This window comes from Polaromonas sp., from assembly GCF_029945925.1.
Taxonomy (GTDB): Bacteria; Pseudomonadota; Gammaproteobacteria; order Burkholderiales; family Burkholderiaceae_C; genus Polaromonas.
In genome coordinates this window covers 84658-102548 of sequence record NZ_JAQSDN010000036.1, presented here as the reverse complement: position 1 = coordinate 102548, position 17891 = coordinate 84658, and the positions used below count along the sequence as shown (strand labels likewise).

General features: G+C 65.1%; 19 protein-coding genes. 6 read left to right on the top strand and 13 right to left on the bottom strand.

The annotated features are described in order from the left end of the window. Nucleotides 1-66: 66 nt before the first annotated feature. Complete coding sequence (locus PSV40_RS10565; protein ID WP_300537227.1) at nt 67-612, top strand: DinB family protein; 546 nt, start codon at nt 67-69, stop codon at nt 610-612. A gap of 112 nt (nt 613-724) precedes the next feature. On the opposite strand, the gene PSV40_RS10560 is transcribed toward PSV40_RS10565, so the two are convergent. The 6 genes from PSV40_RS10560 to mtnP all read right to left on the bottom strand — a co-directional run bounded on the left by PSV40_RS10560 (nt 725) and on the right by mtnP (nt 6268). Further along, the gene (locus PSV40_RS10560) at nt 725-1663 is read right to left on the bottom strand and encodes a succinylglutamate desuccinylase/aspartoacylase family protein (protein ID WP_300537226.1); all 939 of its coding nucleotides are present in this window, start codon (nt 1661-1663) and stop codon (nt 725-727) included. 260 nt (nt 1664-1923) lie between these two features. Further along, nucleotides 1924-3006 (bottom strand): methyltransferase domain-containing protein, encoded by a 1083-nt coding sequence (locus PSV40_RS10555; protein WP_300537224.1) that lies wholly within the window; start codon nt 3004-3006, stop codon nt 1924-1926. A 33-nt stretch (nt 3007-3039) separates the two neighbouring features. Further along, complete coding sequence (locus PSV40_RS10550; protein ID WP_300537222.1) at nt 3040-3705, bottom strand: TIGR04282 family arsenosugar biosynthesis glycosyltransferase; 666 nt, start codon at nt 3703-3705, stop codon at nt 3040-3042. 7 nt (nt 3706-3712) lie between these two features. Then, a complete protein-coding gene (locus PSV40_RS10545; protein ID WP_300537220.1) occupies nt 3713-4396 on the bottom strand; it encodes a TIGR04283 family arsenosugar biosynthesis glycosyltransferase in 684 nt (227 codons plus the stop codon). Nucleotides 4397-4407: 11 nt separating this feature from the next. After that, complete coding sequence (gene arsS, locus PSV40_RS10540) at nt 4408-5370, bottom strand: arsenosugar biosynthesis radical SAM (seleno)protein ArsS (RefSeq protein WP_300537218.1); 963 nt, start codon at nt 5368-5370, stop codon at nt 4408-4410. Between the two features lie 19 nt (nt 5371-5389). Further along, the gene (gene mtnP / locus PSV40_RS10535) at nt 5390-6268 is read right to left on the bottom strand and encodes an S-methyl-5'-thioadenosine phosphorylase (RefSeq protein WP_300537216.1); all 879 of its coding nucleotides are present in this window, start codon (nt 6266-6268) and stop codon (nt 5390-5392) included. A 230-nt stretch (nt 6269-6498) separates the two neighbouring features. On the opposite strand from mtnP, the gene PSV40_RS10530 reads away from it, so the two are divergent. From PSV40_RS10530 to PSV40_RS10520, 3 genes are read left to right on the top strand one after another with little or no spacing between them, the layout of a single operon-like run. Next, nucleotides 6499-8661 (top strand): FAD-dependent oxidoreductase, encoded by a 2163-nt coding sequence (locus tag PSV40_RS10530; RefSeq protein WP_300537214.1) that lies wholly within the window; start codon nt 6499-6501, stop codon nt 8659-8661. 19 nt (nt 8662-8680) lie between these two features. Next, a complete protein-coding gene (locus PSV40_RS10525; protein ID WP_300537212.1) occupies nt 8681-9424 on the top strand; it encodes a DUF3047 domain-containing protein in 744 nt (247 codons plus the stop codon). Further along, nucleotides 9421-10575 (top strand): FAD-dependent oxidoreductase, encoded by a 1155-nt coding sequence (locus PSV40_RS10520; protein ID WP_300537210.1) that lies wholly within the window; start codon nt 9421-9423, stop codon nt 10573-10575. Before PSV40_RS10525 ends, PSV40_RS10520 begins: the two co-directional genes overlap by 4 nt. A 123-nt stretch (nt 10576-10698) precedes the next feature. Here PSV40_RS10520 and PSV40_RS10515 read toward each other — a convergent pair whose 3' ends face one another. Beyond that, nucleotides 10699-11190 (bottom strand): helix-hairpin-helix domain-containing protein, encoded by a 492-nt coding sequence (locus tag PSV40_RS10515; protein WP_300537208.1) that lies wholly within the window; start codon nt 11188-11190, stop codon nt 10699-10701. Nucleotides 11191-11387: 197 nt separating this feature from the next. Here PSV40_RS10515 and PSV40_RS10510 point away from each other — a divergent pair, with 197 nt between their 5' ends. Together PSV40_RS10510 and PSV40_RS10505 are read left to right on the top strand one after the other, a co-directional pair. Further along, nucleotides 11388-11840: a CBS domain-containing protein gene (locus tag PSV40_RS10510; RefSeq protein WP_300537206.1), complete on the top strand. Its 453-nt coding sequence runs from the start codon at nt 11388-11390 to the stop codon at nt 11838-11840. A 10-nt stretch (nt 11841-11850) separates the two neighbouring features. Beyond that, complete coding sequence (locus PSV40_RS10505; protein WP_300537204.1) at nt 11851-12201, top strand: cytochrome C; 351 nt, start codon at nt 11851-11853, stop codon at nt 12199-12201. Between the two features lie 23 nt (nt 12202-12224). On the opposite strand, the gene rfaD is transcribed toward PSV40_RS10505, so the two are convergent. The 6 genes from rfaD to rpsA all read right to left on the bottom strand — a co-directional run bounded on the left by rfaD (nt 12225) and on the right by rpsA (nt 17837). Then, nucleotides 12225-13241: an ADP-glyceromanno-heptose 6-epimerase gene (gene rfaD, locus PSV40_RS10500; protein WP_300537202.1), complete on the bottom strand. Its 1017-nt coding sequence runs from the start codon at nt 13239-13241 to the stop codon at nt 12225-12227. A 16-nt stretch (nt 13242-13257) separates the two neighbouring features. Then, nucleotides 13258-14205, bottom strand: a complete 948-nt coding sequence (gene rfaE1, locus PSV40_RS10495; RefSeq protein WP_300537200.1) for a D-glycero-beta-D-manno-heptose-7-phosphate kinase — start codon at nt 14203-14205, stop codon at nt 13258-13260. Nucleotides 14206-14310: 105 nt separating this feature from the next. Then, on the bottom strand, nt 14311-15456 hold the full coding sequence (lapB, locus tag PSV40_RS10490) for a lipopolysaccharide assembly protein LapB (protein WP_300537198.1): 1146 nt from the start codon (nt 15454-15456) through the stop codon (nt 14311-14313). Beyond that, entirely contained in the window at nt 15446-15718 is a 273-nt protein-coding gene (locus tag PSV40_RS10485; protein ID WP_300537196.1) for a lipopolysaccharide assembly LapA domain-containing protein, read from the bottom strand. Before PSV40_RS10485 ends, lapB begins: the two co-directional genes overlap by 11 nt. 52 nt (nt 15719-15770) lie before the next feature. After that, nucleotides 15771-16082 carry an integration host factor subunit beta gene (locus tag PSV40_RS10480; protein WP_300537193.1) on the bottom strand — a complete coding sequence of 104 codons (312 nt, stop codon included), beginning with the start codon at nt 16080-16082 and terminating at the stop codon, nt 15771-15773. Nucleotides 16083-16151: 69 nt separating this feature from the next. Then, entirely contained in the window at nt 16152-17837 is a 1686-nt protein-coding gene (gene rpsA, locus PSV40_RS10475; RefSeq protein WP_300516432.1) for a 30S ribosomal protein S1, read from the bottom strand. Between the last annotated feature and the right edge of the window lie 54 nt (nt 17838-17891).

Sequence of the window (17891 nt, the reverse complement as noted above, 5' to 3'; positions counted from 1 at the left end):
TGGTAAAAAACTCTTCCAGCCCTTATTCCACGGGCGCAAGCAGCTATCAATTCAGGAGCGATTGACATGGGCGCAGCATTCTCCGACAACTACCGCTTCCTGGCAAAGTACAACCGCTGGATGAACCAGCGCCTGTACGCGGCCTGCGACACGCTCGGCGACGAAGAACGCAAACGCGAGCGCGGCGCTTTTTTCGGCTCCCTTCACCGCACGCTCAACCACCTGGTGGTGGCTGACCAGATCTGGCTGCGGCGTTTTGCGCAGTGCGGCCTGGACCATGGCGTCACACTTACCAGCCTGAACGGGGCCGTGCTGGACCTGCCGCCGGGCAGCCAGCTGGACACCGTGCTGTTTGACGACTGGCCGGCCTTGCATGCCAAGCGCGAGCAGCTCGACGCCGCGATGGAGGCCTGGGTGGTGGACATGCCCGAGGGCTACCCGCAGTTCACCATGACCTACAGCAACACCAAGGGCGTGCAACGCGCCCACCCGGTCTGGCAGGCGATGACACATTTCTTTAACCACCAGACGCACCACCGCGGGCAGGCGACCACGCTGCTGACGCAGGCCGGTGTGGATGTGGGGGTGACGGACTTGATTGCGCTGGTGTAAGGAGGGACTCCTTCCACGTTGATGGCGTCTGCCGTCGTTCCCTGTGCTTTCGTGGCTTTCTGAAGTGGCGTTGTCCCGTCCGGGATTTTCTTCACGGGGTGGCCGGACCCCCTCAAATCGCCCGCGTCAAATACACCGCTTCGCGCCCGACAATCGGCTCCCGGGTCGGCATGAACACCGTGCAGCCGTCGCACGGCGAACGCACTTCTTCAGCGCTGCCGTCGGTGGCGATCAGCTCGCCCTTGTGAAAGGTCTCAAAACCGAGCAGGGGCTTGACGAAGCGGAACTCGCTCGTCAGCACCATGCGGGTTTGCAGCAGCTCGAAGCGGCGTTGCGCGGGCAACGCAGACGGCGCTGGGGTGGGTTCGATCAGGCCAAAATGGGCCAGAAAATCCAGCGTCACCTGGGTCGCCACATCGGCTGAACTTTGGGCGAAGTGCTGGCCGCATTCAACCACGAGCGCCGCGCCGGCGTTGCTGCCCGGTTGGCCATGGCGGCCGTGCTGGATCAGGGGTGTGCCTGAGCCCAAACCGTCCGGCATCACCAGGTGGACGACAGGCCGGCCTATGGCTTGCGCGACGGCCGCGTTACGTTCAAAGGCGGGGTAGACCCAGAAGGGCTCAACGGCGTGAGAGGTCGAGTGGATGTCCAGGATGTGGTCGGCCGCTGCAATCACCGGTCGCAACTCGCGTGCGCGGCGCAGCTCGGGGCTGTCTTCGGGGCCGTCCAGCCACTCGTCCGACCAGACGCGGTTGAGGTTGTGAACGACCTGGCGGTTGTCGTAGGGCTGGTCGGGGTTGAACGCGTTGTAGGCCTCGATATGCGCAAAGCTGACGGTGAGCGTGCCGATCAGCGGCCTGATGCCGGCATCCAGCAGATGCGTGGCCGCGACCATGCCGCAGATCTCGTTGCCGTGGGTCAGCGCGTTGACCAGCAGGTGCGGGCCCGGCCGGCCTGAGGTGAAGCGGTGAACGTAGTCGACGCCGGTGTTGCCCGCCCGGTAGGCGGACAGGTCGCGTGGAAGCACTTCGAGGGGCAGTTCAGAGGTCAATGGAGTCCTTGGGTGGTGGAGGTGGCTGGCGCTTTGCGGCGATAAATGCTACATAAATAATAGCTGAATATCGCGTATGGGCTGGCGCGACGGGGCTGCTTTTTTCATCAGGAATGGCTTGTTGCGCAGGCCCCGTGCGACCGCCGGGGTGTTCCTCGGCATGGGTGCAAACACCTCGGGGCAGGCGCCTGCAGGACTGTCGTTGCCGAGGTCAGAAACAGGGCGACGGCGATCAGCAGGTTCCCGTGGCTTGAAGCAAATCAGCAGCAGCCCGCCGGCCCGCAAACACCGGTATTGCCGGCCGACGCGCCGTCGAAAGGCAAGCTGGTGCCGCAGCCTTCAAAAATGCCGTAATGCGTGTCGAAGTTGCCGATGAAGCTGAAGTGCGGCGCCAGCCGCGTGCCCTGCAGCATGTGCCAGGTGTTGCCGCAGACCGGGAACACCTTACCGGTCTGGATGTCGTGGTGTTTGTCGAGCACAAAGCGGCCGGCCTGGCCGGGGATGCTGCCCAGGTAGATCACGGCCTGGCCGTAGTCCTCGCAGGCCGACTCCAGCGCGGCCAGCTTGAAGAGCCGCCAGGTGGCCGAATAAAAACGCAGGTTGCCGGTGCGCGCCGCGAGTTGCGGGTCGGTGATGTCCAGCGGGCGGTCTTCCACCAGGCGCGGGTCGGCAAAGCCGTGGCCTTGCGCCAGGCGTTCGAAGTCTTTCCAGTACAGCGCCCCGCCCAGGCATTCGCCATACAGCACCGGGTCGTTTTTCACCGCGGCCGGCACGCGTCTGTCCGCATACACATCGGAAAAATAGAACTCGCCACCGGGCTTGAGCAAGCGCTGCACGCCGGCCAGCACCGCGTCCTTGTCGGGCGAGAGGTTGACCACGCAGTTGGAGACGATCACGTCGAAGCTGCCGGGCGCCAGCCCGAGCTCGTCCAGCCGCTCGATGTAGCCGTGCAGGAACGCCACGTTGCTGTAGCCGAACAGCTCTGCATGATGGGCCTGGTGCGCGCGTGCCACGGCCAGCTGTTCATCGGTCATGTCCACGCCGACCACCGAGCCGCTGGGCCCGACCAGCTGCGCCAGCGCATAGACGTCGCGGCCCGAGCCGCAGCCGAGGTCCAGCACGCGGCAGCCTTCCAGCAGCGGCGGGCAGACCAGGCCGCAGCCGTAATAACGCGACAGCACCTCGGGGTGGATGCGCGCCAGCAGCGGCTTGAGCCACTCGGGCATGCTGCTGACGTCGCAGCAGGCGCTGGTCTTGAGGTCTGCCGTGCCCTGCAGCTGGCGGCCGTAGTAGTCGGTGACGATGTCGTAGGTATTGCTGTTGCTGTTGTTATCGGTGCTCATGGGGCATTTTTCCGGAAGTGAGTTGCTATGGAATCAGGAGCTGCTGGCGCTTGTTCTGATTGGGCTGGAGGCTGATTTGGCTTGATGTTTCGCGGTCATGAAGCTGGCCGGCAGGTGGGCCAGGTCCGCCGCTTCGTCGATGTCATGCAGCATCGGCCCCTGCCACACGCGCAGGCCCAGCGCGGCCAGGCGGTGCAGCGTTTCGGCGGCGACCGCCGAAGTGCTCCACGCCATGTGCGTAAAGAGTGCGGGGCAGGGCGCCTGCAGGCCGATCAGCACATAACCGCCGTCGGCCACGGGCAGCAGCACGGCGTCGTGTTGCGCCAGTTGCCGGGCCGCCTCGCGCAGGTGGTCGCTGCCCAGGGCCGGACAGTCGGTGCCGATCAGCAGCACCGGGCCCGGGTGCAGGGTGAGGGCGCGCTGCATCGCGCGGTCCATGCGTTCACCGAGGTCGCCCTCGCCCTGCGCCGTGTAGTCCACCCCTGCAGGCAGTGCCACGCTGCGCCAGGCCGGGTCACCGGGCGCCGGGCTCAAACACAGCTCCACCGCGTCCAGGCCGGCCGCCAGGGCCTGTTGCAGCGTGTGCGCCAGCATCGCGCGTGCCAGCGCCGCCGCGCCGTCCGCACCGAGCGCGGGAATCAGCCGGGTCTTGACGGCGCCGGGCTGCGGCGCCTTGGCAAAAATCACGAGACGGGTCATGGCGTGTTCACCGGTACAACTCGGCCAGCCGTTCCGGCGACGCGCCGCGCCAGTAGGCAAAACGCAAGCGCCACATCAGCAGCACGGTGCGCCAGACACCGCGGCTTTCCCAGCGCCGGCCCGAAGTCTGCACCTTGGCTTTGAGGCAGGCCGGGCGCGACAGCTTCAGCAGGCGCCGGGACATTTCGATGTCTTCCATCAACGGCTGGACCGGAAACCCACCGACGGCCTCGAACGCCGCGCGGGTCATGAACATCGCCTGGTCGCCGGTGGCGATGCCGGTCCGGCGCGAGCGCAGGTTCATCAGGGCGGCAATCAGTTTGAGCATGGCGGGGCGGCCCGTGATAAGCACGTCAAAACGGCCCCAGACCCGCGAACCGCCGGCCAGGGCTTCGCTGACCAGCGCGTCGGCGCTCGCGGGCAGCACGGTGTCGGCATGCAGAAACAGCAACACATCGCCGCGGGCCTGCGCGGCCCCGGTGTTCATTTGCAGCGCCCGGCCGCGCGGCGCGTTGACGACTTGCGCGCCGCCGGCCTGGGCCAGTGCGGCGCTGTGGTCGCTGCTGCCGCCGTCGGCCACGATGAGTTCAGCGCCGCGTGCCAGCAACGGTGCCAGCGCCTGCAGGGCCGCGCCCAGGCCCGCGGCTTCGTTGAGCACGGGCATGACGATGGAAAGTCGGTGTGCCGCCATGGGCCAGTTGCTCAGTGCTCCAGCGCGCCGCCGCAGCTGCTGCCCTGACCGGCGGTGCAGCCATAACAGTGGCCCGCCACGCGGATGGACTGCTCATCGATGCCGCTGCTGAGCAAGTCACGCAGATGGCGCTGCAGGCCCGAGGTGCCCAGCGGCAGGCCGAGCTGCTGGTTGAAGTCGCAGTCCGACAGCCAGCCCTGCCAGTCCACACTGACCGTGTTGCGGCACATCACGCCGGGCAGGTTTTGGGGCTGGAAGCTGCCCTTGAGCAAATCCATGTAGCTGTCAAACGTGCCTTTGGACACCAGGGTCGAGCCAAAACGCTGGATCGGCATGTTGGTCAGCGCGTACAGCTCGTTGAAGACAATGCTGAAATGCGCCAGCAGCTCGCGCTTGTAGTCGGCCTGCAGCGCCTGCTGGTCGGGCGGCAGCGACGCGCCCTGCGGGTTGTAGACCAGGTTCAGTGACAGGCCGGAGTCGTTCTGGCCGTAGCCGAGCTGGTTGAGTTTTTGCAGGGCCGCGATGCTGAGGTCGAACACGCCCTCGCCGCGCTGCTTGTCGACATTGGCGGCCGAGTAGCAGGGCATGGAGGCCACGATGTCCACGCCTTGCGCTGCCAGAAATTCGGCCAGCCCCTCCTGCCCGGGCTCGAACAGGATGGTCAGGTTGCAGCGGTCGATCACACGCACACCCTGCGCCCGCGCGGTACGCACCAGCGCGCGAAAGCCCTCATGCAGTTCGGGGGCGCCGCCGGTCAGGTCCAGCGTGCCCAAGCCGCGCGCGGCCAGCACCTGCGGGATCAGCGCCAGGGTGTCCGCGTCCATCATTTCGGTGCGGTTCGGTCCGGCGTTGACATGGCAATGCAGGCAGCTCTGGTTGCATTTGTAGCCGAGGTTGACCTGCAAGGTGTCGAGCCGCGCACGGCGGATGGCCGGGAAGTGCGTTTTTTTCAGCAGGGGAAGGGTGTCGTGCATGAATGGGGTCCGTGGGGGTTCAGGGCAGGAGCGCGGCCAGGCGCGCGCGCACCTCGGGGGCCATGGCGTCGGGCTGGGTGACCAGCGCGTTGTGCAGCGCGGTGTGGGCCTCGCTGGCCGGTTGTTCGGCGCCCAGCAGGCGTATCGCCTCAGCCACCACCTGCTGGGCGCGGCCCGCGTTTTTGAGCAGGTTGGCCAGCGCCATGTTGGCGTTGACCTGGGCCTCGCGCGGGTGCCAGCAATCGAAGTCGGTCACCATGGCCAGTGTGGTGTAGGCGATCTGCGCCTCGCGCGCGAGTTTGGCCTCGGGCATGTTGGTCATGCCGATCACGCCGGCGCCCATGCTGCGGTACCAATGGGATTCGGCCAAGCTGGAAAACTGCGGGCCCTCGATACACACATAGGTGCCGCCTTCGTGCAGGCTGACGCCGAGGCCCGAGGCATCGGCGGCCAGCACGCTGCGCACCGCACGCGCCAGCACGGCGGCGGCGGCGGGGCAGACCGGCTGCGCCATGGAGACATGGGCGACCGCGCCACTGCCGAAAAAAGTGCTGTCGCGGCGTTTGGTCAGGTCGATGAACTGGTCGGGCAGCACCATGTCCAGCGGTTTGAAGTCCTCGCGCAGCGAACCCACCGCCGACACCGAGACGATGTAACGCACGCCGAGCTGCTTCATGGCGTGGATGTTGGCGCGGTAGGGCACCTCGAAGGGCAGCAGGCGGTGGCCGCGCGCATGACGGGCCAGAAACACGGCGGGAACGCCGTGGACGCTGCCGCTGACCAGCACGTCGGAGGGAGCGCCGAAGGGCGTGTCCATCACATGCTCCTGTGCGTTGTCGAGCGCATCCATCTGGTAGAGGCCGCTGCCTCCGATGATGCCTACCAGTGCCTGGGTCATGCTTGCGGGTTCCTTGTTGATTTAGACTGCTTGCGGGCTGCGGCTCAAGACCATCTGCCCCATTGATCGATTTTGAGCGAGTTTTGCAGCCGGCGGTATTAGCCCGGTGTTAAGACCTTCTGACAGCTTGGTCGCCGCCGGGCGGGATTTCTTACACCGCCGGCCCCTGTTTTTGTAAGAACCTGGCTTTTTGTCCGACTGATGGCCTAGAACAACAACAAAGGACAGCCGTGAATTCACGCAAACTTTTTATCGCCGCGCTGCTGCTGGCGGGCATAAGCGCCTTTTTTGCGCTGGATCTGGGCTCTTATTTGAGCCTGGCCTTCCTCAAGGAGAGCCAGTCCTCTTTTCAGGCGGTTTTTGAGCAGAAGCCGGTGTGGGTGACGCTGGTGTTTTTTGCCGTTTACGTTGCCGTCACCGGCTTGTCGCTGCCCGGCGCTGTCATCATGACGCTGGCGGCCGGCGCCGGCTTTGGCCTGGTGCTGGGGACCATCGTGGTGTCTTTCGCCTCGACCCTGGGGGCGACGCTGGCCATGCTGGCGGCGCGTTACCTGCTGCAGGGCAGCATCCAGGCCCGTTTCGGCAAGCGGCTGGACGAGATCAACAAGGGCATTGAAAAGGAGGGCGCTTTTTACCTGTTCTCGCTGCGGCTGATTCCGGTCGTGCCGTTTTTTGCGCTCAACCTGCTGATGGGGCTGACCCGCATCAGGACCTGGACCTACTTCTGGGTCAGCCAGCTCGGCATGTTGGCCGGCACCGTGGTCTATGTGAATGCCGGCACGCAGATCGCGAAGATCGATTCGCTGCAGTCGATTGCCTCGCCGGCGCTGATCGGCTCCTTTGTGCTGCTCGGCGTGTTGCCGCTGGCGGTCAACAAGCTGCTGCAGTTTCTCAAGCGCCGCAAGGTCTACGCGCGCTGGGCCAAGGTGCGCCCGGCGCGGTTTGACCGCAACCTCATCGTGATCGGCGCCGGCGCCGGCGGTCTGGTCTCGGCCTACATCGCCGCGGTGGTCAAGGCCAAGGTCACGCTGGTGGAAGCCCACAAGATGGGCGGCGACTGCCTGAACTACGGTTGTGTGCCGTCCAAGGCGCTGATCCGCAGCGCCAAGCTGGCGCACCAGATGAGCCATGGCGCGAGTTATGGCCTGAGCAACAATACGCCGGTGTTCAGTTTCAAGGCAGTGATGCAAAGGATTCAGGCGGTCATCCGCGCCATTGAACCGCATGACAGCTTCGAACGTTACACCGGCCTGGGGGTGGAGGTGCTGCAGGGCCATGCGCGCATCGTCAACCCCTGGACGGTGGAAATCACCCTCAACGAAGGCGGCACCCAGACCCTGACGACACGCAGCATCGTGATCGCGGCGGGCGCGCGTCCCCTGGTGCCGCCACTGCCGGGGTTGGACGACACCGGCTACATGACCAGCGACACCCTGTGGGAGACCTTCGCGCAACTCGATGAGGTGCCGCGGCGTCTGGTGATCCTCGGCGGCGGCCCGATCGGCTGTGAACTGGCGCAGGCCTTCGCCCGGCTCGGTTCGCAGGTCACGCAGGTCGAGATGGCGCCGCGCGTGATGCTGCGTGAAGATGTGGAGGTGTCGGAACTGGCGCGCCAGGCGCTGGCCGCCGATGGCGTGCGGGTGCTGACCGGCCACAAGGCGCTGCGCTGCGAAACATCCGGTGGCGTGAAAACGCTGGTCGTCGAACACGGCGGCAGCGAACAGCGCCTTGATTTTGACCAGCTGATCTGCGCCGTCGGGCGGGTCGCGCGGCTGGAGGGTTATGGGCTGGAAGAACTCGGCATCCCGGTGCAGCGCACGGTGGACACCAACGACTACCTGCAGACGATGTACCCCAACATCTATGCGGCGGGCGACGTGGCCGGACCCTACCAGCTTACCCATGTGGCGGCGCACCAGGCCTGGTACGCCGCGGTCAACGCGCTGTTTGGCGAGTTCAGGCTGTTCAAGGCCGACTATTCGGTGATTCCCTGGACCACCTTCATCGACCCGGAGGTGGCGCGTGTCGGCCTGAACGAACAGGAAGCGCGGGAGAAAAACATCGCCTTTGAAGTGACCCGTTATGGCATGGACGACCTGGACCGGGCCATTGCCGACAGCGAGGCGCGCGGTTTCGTCAAGGTGCTGACCGTGCCGGGCAAGGACACGATTCTGGGCGTGACCATCGTCGGCACGCATGCGGGCGACCTGCTGGCCGAGTATGTGCTGGCCATGCGGCACGGTCTGGGGCTGAACAAGATCCTCTCCACCATCCACACCTACCCCACACTGGCCGAGGCCAACAAATACGCGGCCGGCGAATGGAAACGCGCGCACCAGCCCAAACGCCTGCTCGAATGGGTGCGCCGTTACCACGACTGGAAGCGGGGTTGACATGAAGCCTGTGATGCCCATGACCAAACGGCTTGGGGCGGGGCTGGCCGTTCTGTTGTGCGCGGGGGCTCCCGCCACGCAGGCGCAGACGTCTGGCCCGGCTCTCACCGCATTTTCATCGGCCCCCGGAGTGCAGCCGCCGGCGCCCTGGCGCGTGGTGGGCGTGCCGGGCGGCAAGATCCCGCTGACCCGTTACGCCCTGGTCGAACTCGATGGGCGCAAGGTGCTGCGGGTCGAGGCGGACAAGTCTTATGGCAATCTGGTGCATGACCTGCCTGCGGCTGTGCCCGAGGCCGGGCTGCGGCTGCGCTGGCGCTGGCGGCTGGACGAAGCGCTGCGCGGGGGCGACCTGCGCCGCCGTGAGGGCGACGACAGCCCGCTCAAGGTGTGTGCGCTGTTTGACATGCCGCTGGCCAGGCTCGGCCTGATCGAACGCAACCTGCTGCGCCTGGCGCGTGCGGCCAGCGGCGAGAAGCTGCCGTCCGCCACCCTGTGTTACGTCTGGGACGGCACGCTGGCGCCGGGGACCCTGCTGCCCAATGCCTACAGCGCACGCGTGCGTTTCATCGTGCTGGACAGCGGCGAGCAGCGGCTGGGCCAGTGGGTCGCCCATTCGCGCGACCTGGGCGCTGATTTTCGCCGCGCCTTTGGCGAGGAAAGTGATACGGTGCCGCCGCTGCAGGCCGTGCTGGTGGGCGCCGATGCCGACAACACCGGCGGCCGCAGCCTGGGCCATGTCGGGGATGTCACACTGTCCCCATGACTTCCACTTCGAATACACGCCCGGGCCTGAAACACCTGGTGCTGCTGGGCGCCGGCCATGCCCATGTGCATGTGCTGCACAGCCTGGCGCAAAACCGGCCGGCGGACCTCAACATCACCGTGATTGCCCCGTATCCGCGGCAGCTGTATTCCGGCATGGTGCCGGGTTTTGTGGCCGGACATTACGCGCTCGATCAGTGCGTCATTCCGCTGGCGGGCCTGTTGGCGGGCTGTGGTGCGCGTTACATCGAGGGCAGCGGCGTGGCCCTCGATGCCGAGGCGAAGACCGTGACGCTGGCCGGCGGTGAAACCGTGGCCTGGGACTGGCTGAGCCTCAATACCGGCCCCGTGATGGACCGCGAAAGCATGGAGGCGCAGATGCCCGGCGCGCGCGAACACGCCCTGTTTGTGCGGCCCATCGAAGCCTTCGGCCAGTTGTGGCCCCAGGTGGCGGCGCTGGGCCGCAGCCGGCCGATTCATCTGGCGGTGGTGGGGGCGGGCGCGGCGGGGCTGGAACTGGCCATGGCCGCAGCCCATGCGCTTCGGAGCGCCGACTACCCGCCGGGCGGCCGCGTGAGCCTGGTCACCGGTGGCCCGCCCCCGGCCTGGAACTACCCGGCTGGTGTGCAGCGCCGGGTGGTGCAGGCCCTGCGGCGCCTGCAGATCACGGTGCTGCCCGATGCCTGCGTGGGCATGTCGGCCGGGGAAATCCAGCTGGCCGGCGGCGCGCGCCTGGCCTGCGACGCTCCCTTGCTGGCCATCGGTGCCCAGGCGCCGGGCTGGCTGGCCGGCAGCGGGCTGGCACTGGACGACGCCGGGTTCGTGGCCGTCAACCGCTTTCAGCAAAGCACCAGCCATGCCCATGTGTTTGCCGCCGGCGATGTGGCCAGCCGTGTCGATGCGCCGCATCCGCGCAGTGGTGTCTATGCGGTGCGTGCCGGGCCGCCCCTGCTGGCCAACCTGCGCGCTGCATGGCAGGGCCAGCCGCTTCTGCCTTACGCGCCGCCCGGACGCACGCTGAACCTGATTTCCTGTGGCGGACGTTACGCGATTGCCGCCTGGGGCAGCCTGCACGTGGAAGGGCGCTGGGTGTGGTACCTGAAAGACCGCATCGACCGCGGCTTTGTGGCCCGGTACACCGCGCCGGCCTGACCCGGAGCATTCGCTGAGTTGCTATATTTTCGATAGCTGCGTGCGCTTGTGGGATAAGGGCTGAAGGCCGAAAAGGCATGAAAAAACCCGCGCAAGGCGGGTTGATGCGCAAGCGGAGGGTGCTTACTTTTTGGCAGGTTCGGTTTTGGCGCCGGCCTTCACATCTGCCTTGACTTCTGCCTTGGTGTCGGCTTTGGGGGTCACGGCGGCCTTGACGTCCCTGGCGGTCTCTTTGGCCGCGTCCTTGGTGGCAATGGCCGCACCCTTGACGGCGTCTTTGGTGGCGACCGCGGCATCCCTGGCTTTTTCAGTGACCGGCTTGTCGGCCTTGACCTCGGCTTTGCCGCTGGCCTTGTAGCTGGTGCCGTTGACGGTCAGGCCATCGGCGGAAAACTTGGCGGCGCTGTCGGTGCCCACACCTTTGACGCGGGTCACAAAGTCATTCCAGTCCTTGAACGGCGCCTTTTTGCGCTCGGAGATGATCAGCGCCGACTTCACCGGGCCAATGCCCTTGATGGCGTCGAGTTCCGCCGAAGTGGCGGTGTTGACGTCGACGGCAGCAAAGGCCATGGCGACATACATGGTGGCGACAAAGGCCAGCAGTTTCTTGAACATCAGGAAGCTCCTCAAATGGGATGGTTGAAGCAGGTGATCCCTCCCGTGCACCGGGATGTCCTGCGTTTAACGGCTGTTGCAGCCGCCAGGTTGACCTGCCCGTGTAGTTGCGCTGGATCAACGCTGCAGGCGCCGGGAAAGGCATAAGCTGCAGTATCGCCACAAAGAAGCCTCCAGGCGGCGAAAAGGAGTTGAAGATGCCTACTCGTTTGAAAGATTTTGCAACCGCCGTGGTGGCTGTGGTCGAGCCCGAGACCTCGGCTTTTGTGGCTGCCCAGCTGATGCGCAAGCACCATGTCGGCGCGCTCGTTGTTGTTGATGCTGCGCAAAAGAGCCGACCGGTCGGCATCCTGACCGACAGGGACCTGGTGCTGGCCCTGATGGCCGAGGGGCTGGACCCCGAGGTGTTCACCGCCGGAGACATCATGTCCGTCGAGCTTGTCCTGGCGACCCCCGGGATGGATGCGGTGGACGCGGTGGCACTGATGCGCAGGCACCGGCTGCGCCGGCTGGTCATCGTCGATGAGGCGGGCCGGCTGACGGGTGTCGTGACGATGGAGGACATCCTGGAGCTGTTGACGCGGGAACTGGCCGATCTGGCAGCCGGGGTGATCGGCGCCAGGGACAGGGAGTTCGAGCAGCGCGCTTGAGGAGAACCCCATGATGAGTAAAAAGTGGCTTGTCGCTCTTGTAATTGTTCTTTGGGGCCATGCCGGGCCTGTGGTTGCCCGGACCAAGACCGATGCCCTGCGCGGGGAACTGCTGTATTCGACACATTGCATCGCTTGTCACAACGCCCAGCTTCACTGGCGCGACAGGAAGGCGGCCAGAAACTGGGCCAGCCTCAAGGCCGAAGTCGAGCGCTGGCAGACAACCACGGGGCTGGGCTGGCGGGAGGAGGATGTCACCGACGTGGCGCGTTACCTCAATGCCCTGTATTACCGTTTTCCCGAGCCGCAGGCCGATGCCGCGTCGACGGCAGACGCCAGCGCGCCGGCACCTCCCCGCTGACGGGGCGCCGGTTGCGAGGCCGGTCAGGCTTTTGCGGCTTCGCCCAGGGTCAAGGCACGCATGTAGGCCGCCACACCGGTCTGCACATCGGCAAAGGCATGCTCGCAGCCGGCCGCGCGCAAGGCCGTCAGGTCCGCTTGGGTGTAGCTCTGGTATTTGCCAACCAGCGCGGCCGGGATGTCGATGTAGTCAATCAGGCTGCCGTGCGCGGCTTCTTCCAGGGTCAGCGGCGCATCGCCCTGCTGCTGGCGCAGGGTGTTGACGACGGCCAGCGCCACATCGTTGAAGGGCTGGGCGCGGCCGGTGCCGAGGTTGAAGAGGCCGGACTTTCCGGGGTTGTCGAAAAACCAGAGATTGACGGCCACGACGTCATCGATGAACACGAAGTCGCGCATCTGCCCGCCACGGCCGTAACCGCCGTACTCGCCGAACAGCTTGACCTTGCCTTCGGCGCGGAACTGGTTGAACTGGTGAAAGGCGACACTGGCCATGCGCCCCTTGTGCTGCTCGCGCGGGCCGTACACATTGAAGTAGCGAAAGCCCGCGACCTGGGTGGCCGTGCCGGAAAAACCGGGCCCCAGTTCACGCCGCAGCCGCTGGTCGAACAGCAGCTTGGAGTAGCCGTAGACATTGAGCGGCTTCTCGAACTCGGGCGACTCGCGGAAGGTGCTTGAACCGCCATAGGTCGCGGCCGAGGAGGCGTAAAGCAGCCGGGTGCGTTGCTCCTGGCAGGCCGCAAACAAGTCGCAGGACAGCGCGTAGTTGTTGTCCATCATGTACTTGCCGTCGCTCTCCATGGTGTCGCTGCAGGCACCCTCGTGGAAAACCGCCTCGACATTGCCAAAGGCGGCGTCGGCAAACAGTTCATAGAAATCGTCGGCGTCGATGTAGTCGGCGATCTGCAGGTCGGCCAGGTTGCGGAACTTGTCGCCGTCGGTCAGGTCATCGACGGCAATGATGTCGTCGATGCCGCGGGCATTGAGCCCCTTGATGAGGTTGGAGCCGATAAACCCCGCTGCGCCGGTAACCACGATTTTCATGTTTGTTCCTTGTCTTTCAGGGCGCGGCAAACAGCTCGCCGTAGCTGACCGTCGCCGTACCGAATTTGCCGACCACGATGCCGCCGGCGCGGTTGGCCACCGGGACGGCGTCGCGCAGGCTCAGGCCGGCGGCGGCCATCGCGGCCAGGGTGCCGATCACCGTGTCGCCGGCCCCGGTCACGTCGAAAACTTCGCGCGCCAGCGCCGGCACATGCAGCTGGCCCTGGGCGTCAAACAGCGTCATGCCTTCTTCACTGCGCGTCAGCAGCAGGGCCTGCAGCTTGAGCGCCTCGCGCAGGTTCTGCGCCTTGCGCTGCAGGTCGGCTTCATCATGCCAGGGGCCGATGACCTGCTCGAGTTCGGCACGGTTCGGGGTGATGGCCGTGGCGTTCTGGTAGCGCGAATAGTCCGAGCCTTTGGGATCGACCAGCACCACCTTGCCGGCGGCGCGGGCCTGCGCAATCATCAGGCCGATGTGCGCCAGCCCACCCTTGCCATAGTCGGAAAACAGCACCGTGTCATGCGCTGGCAGCAGCTTTTCGAACTCGGCCGACTGCGAGGCCAGCACTTCGTTCTCGGGCGTGTTCTCGAAATCCAGGCGCAGCAGCTGCTGCTGGCGGCCGATCACACGCAGCTTGACCGTGGTCTTGAGCTGCGGGTCGCGGCCGAAGCAGGGCGTGATGCCCGAGCCGGCCACCAGGGCCTCGAGCTGGTGGCTGGCTTCGTCGTCGCCGACTACGCTCAGCAGCGAGGCGCGCGCGCCCACGGTCACGATGTTGTAGGCCACGTTGGCAGCGCCGCCCATGCGTTCTTCCTGGCGCGTGACACGCACCACGGGTACAGGCGCTTCCGGCGAGATGCGGTCCACCGCACCGTACCAGTAACGGTCCAGCATGGCGTCGCCGACCACCAGCACGCGGGCTTGGGCGAGTTGCTCAGCGGATGGCGTTAAAGATGTGCTCATTCTGGTGACTCTCTATTCATCAGAGACGCCGCGGAACTGGCTTTGCCAGGCCGCAGGTGTCTGCCCCCTGCAAGGGGGAGGGAGGCGAAGCCTCCACGGGGGTATTCATAGTTCTTCGATCCGGCGTGCAGGGTAGCTGTCCCAGGCCTGACAGCCGGGGCAGTGCCAGAAGTGCTGCGTTGCTTCGAAGCCGCAGGCGGCGCAGCGGTAACGCATCAGGGGTTTGGTGGCCTGGTCGAGCGCGCGCTGCACCATGCTGTGCTCGTGCTCGCTGCCCAGTTTTTCGCCGGCAATCCATTTGGCCGCAGCCACCAGCGAGGCCTCGCGCTCCAGGTGCTGGCCGTACCACCGGCGCGGGTCGGCGGAGGCTGTATCGAGTTTGACGATGGCCTCGACCACGTCAATCGACGGCAACTGGGCGTAGTTGGTCTTCAGCAGGTCCAGCGCGGCCGCTTGCTGGCCGCTTTGCTGCGCAATATTGACCAGCAGGCTTGCCGCCAGCGGCAAGGCCTGCGGCGCGGTTTGCTCCAGCCTGCGCAGGGTTGCAAAGGCGTCCGCATGTTGACCCAGCTGGGCCTGGAGCTTGGCTAGGTCGATCAGCGGACGCGGGGAGGCCGGCGCCATGGCTGCTGCCTGTTGCAGGCTGTCGAGCGCCTGGCCGGTATCGCCGGAGGCCGCAGCCGACACCGCCTGTTCGCACAGGTAGTGGGCCTTGCGGGTGCTGAAGCTTCCGTGGCTGGCACTGTCGAGCTTGGCGGCAATCTCGCTGGCGTGCGTCCAGTCGCGTGAGCGTTCGTAGATTGAGAGCAGGGCCAGCCTGGCTTCCTCCTCGTAGCCCGTGCCTTCAAGTTTGCGCAGCGCTGTTTCTGCCCGGTCCAGCAGGCCGGCCTTGAGAAAATCAAGTGCCAGCGCATGCTGCGCACGGTCGCGCTCGGTCTGGGTCAGATCGCCGCGCGACATCAGGTGCTCGTGCACACGCACGGCCCGCTCGTACTCGCCGCGCCGGCGGAACAGGTTGCCCAGCGCGAAGTGCAGCTCGGAGGTGTCGGGGTCATTCTGGACGGCTTCGATGAAGGCATCAATCGCCTGGTCCTGCTGCTCGTTGAGCAGGAAATTGAGGCCGCGGAAGTAGGCTTTGGGCGCCTGCCGGTTTTCGATCCGGAGCTGTCTCAGGTCCAGCCGTGACGCCAGCCAGCCCAGCGTGAAGGCAATCGGAAACCCGAGCAGAACCCAGGTGAAATCAAAGTCCATGGTGCATGGTGGAAGGGTTCTCGCTGAGCTGGCTCTGCTGGCTGGCGCGCACGTTTTTGCGTTTTTTCCACCAGCGCGGCATCATCATCAGGATGCCGGTGGCCAGCCCGCAGGCAAAGGTGGCCAGCACAACCAGCACCAGGGGCGCCTGCCACAGCGTGCCGAAAAAGAAATACACGGAAACGGCTTGCTGGTTGTTCAGCGCGAACGCAAAAAGCGTAAAAAAAATGGCTGCCTTGAGCAGCCACATGAGGTATTTCACTACAGGTCCCCTTGTGGTCCGGCAATTGTAGCCAGCACCAGGCGGGACGCCGCTATTTGGCCGGAGGGGCCAGCATTTCTTCGGTCCGGGCATCCACCGCTTCGCGCAGGGCCTTGCCCGGTTTGAAATGGGGAACGCGTTTTTCCGGAATGGCAACGCTTTCGCCAGAGCGCGGGTTGCGGCCCATGCGCGGCGGACGCCGGTTGATCGAAAAACTGCCAAAACCACGAATCTCTATGCGGTGCCCACGCACCAGCGCATCGCTCATGGCGTCAAGAATCGTCTTGACGGCATATTCGGCATCGCGGTGGGTCAGCTGGCTGAAACGTGCAGCCAGTTCCTCGACAAGATCGCTTCGGGTCATAAAAATGGGGGGACAGAGAAATGGCGTGCCGTTCCGGGGAGCGGGCACGCCATGTCTCAGGAGTCCGGTTTACTTCTCGTTGTTGTCCAGCTTGGCGCGCAGCAGGGCACCCAGGTTGGTCAGGCCGGCGCTTTCACGCGAGGACTGCTGGCTCAGGGTCGCCATGGCTTCCTGCTGGTCCACGTTGTCCTTGGCTTTGACCGACAGCTGGATGTTGCGGGTCTTGCGATCCACGTTCACCACGACTGCGGAGACTTCGTCGCCTTCCTTGAGCACGTTGCGCGCGTCTTCGACGCGGTCACGGCTGATTTCGCTGGCGCGCAGGTAACCGATGATGTCTTCGCCCAGATCGATCTCGGCGCCCTTGGCATCAACCGTCTTGACCTTGCCGGTCACAACCGCGCCCTTGTCGTTGATCGACACGAAGGTGGTGAACGGGTCGGAATCGAGCTGTTTGATGCCCAGGGAGATACGCTCGCGGTCCACGTCAACGGCCAACACGATGGCTTCGACTTCCTGGCCCTTCTTGTAGTTGCGAACGGCGGCTTCGCCGGGTTCGTTCCACGAGAGGTCGGACAGGTGCACGAGGCCGTCGATGCCGGCAGCCAGGCCCACAAAGACGCCGAAGTCGGTGATCGACTTGATCGGGCCCTTGACGCGGTCACCGCGCTTGGTGTCCTGGGCAAATTCCTGCCACGGGTTGGCCTTGCACTGCTTCATGCCCAGGCTGATGCGGCGCTTGTCTTCGTCGATTTCCAGAACCATGACTTCGACTTCGTCGCCGAGGTTGACGAGCTTGCTCGGGGCCACGTTCTTGTTGGTCCAGTCCATTTCGGACACGTGGACCAGGCCTTCGATGCCCGGCTCGAGTTCCACAAACGCGCCGTAGTCGGCGATGTTGGTGATCTTGCCGAACAGGCGGGTGCTTTGCGGGTAGCGGCGGTTCACGCCCATCCATGGGTCGTCGCCCATCTGCTTCAGACCGAGGGACACGCGGTTTTTCTCGGTGTCGAACTTCAGGATCTTGGCCACGATTTCCTGGCCAGCCGTCACCACTTCGCTCGGGTGACGCACGCGGCGCCATGCCATGTCAGTGATGTGCAGCAGGCCGTCAATGCCGCCCAGGTCAACGAAAGCACCGTATTCGGTGATGTTCTTGACGATGCCCTTGACGGCAGAGCCTTCTTTCAGGGTTTCCATCAGCTTGGCGCGCTCTTCGCCCATGCTGGCTTCGACCACGGCGCGGCGGCTCAGCACCACGTTGTTGCGCTTGCGGTCGAGCTTGATGACCTTGAATTCCATGGTCTTGTTCTCGTACGGAGACAAGTCCTTGACGGGGCGGGTGTCGATCAGCGAGCCGGGCAGGAAGGCACGGATGCCGTTGACCAGAACGGTCAGGCCGCCCTTGACCTTGCCGCTGGTCTGGCCGGTGACGAACTCGCCGGATTCCAGGGCTTTTTCCAGGCTCATCCACGAGGCCAGGCGCTTGGCCTTGTCGCGGCTCAGCAGGGTGTCGCCGTAACCGTTTTCGACCGAGTCGATGGCCACGGAGACAAAGTCGCCGACCTGGACTTCGAGCTCGCCCTGGTCGTTCTTGAATTCTTCGAGGGGGACATAAGCCTCGGATTTGAGTCCTGCATTCACAACCACGTGGTTGTGATCAATACGCACTACCTCGGCGGTAATGACTTCGCCGGTACGCATTTCGGAGCGTTTCAGCGATTCTTCAAAGAGGGCGGCAAAAGATTCGGACATTGATTTTCCTAGTCCACAGAGCAGGTTTCCGACGGCACGATTGCTATCGTTTTT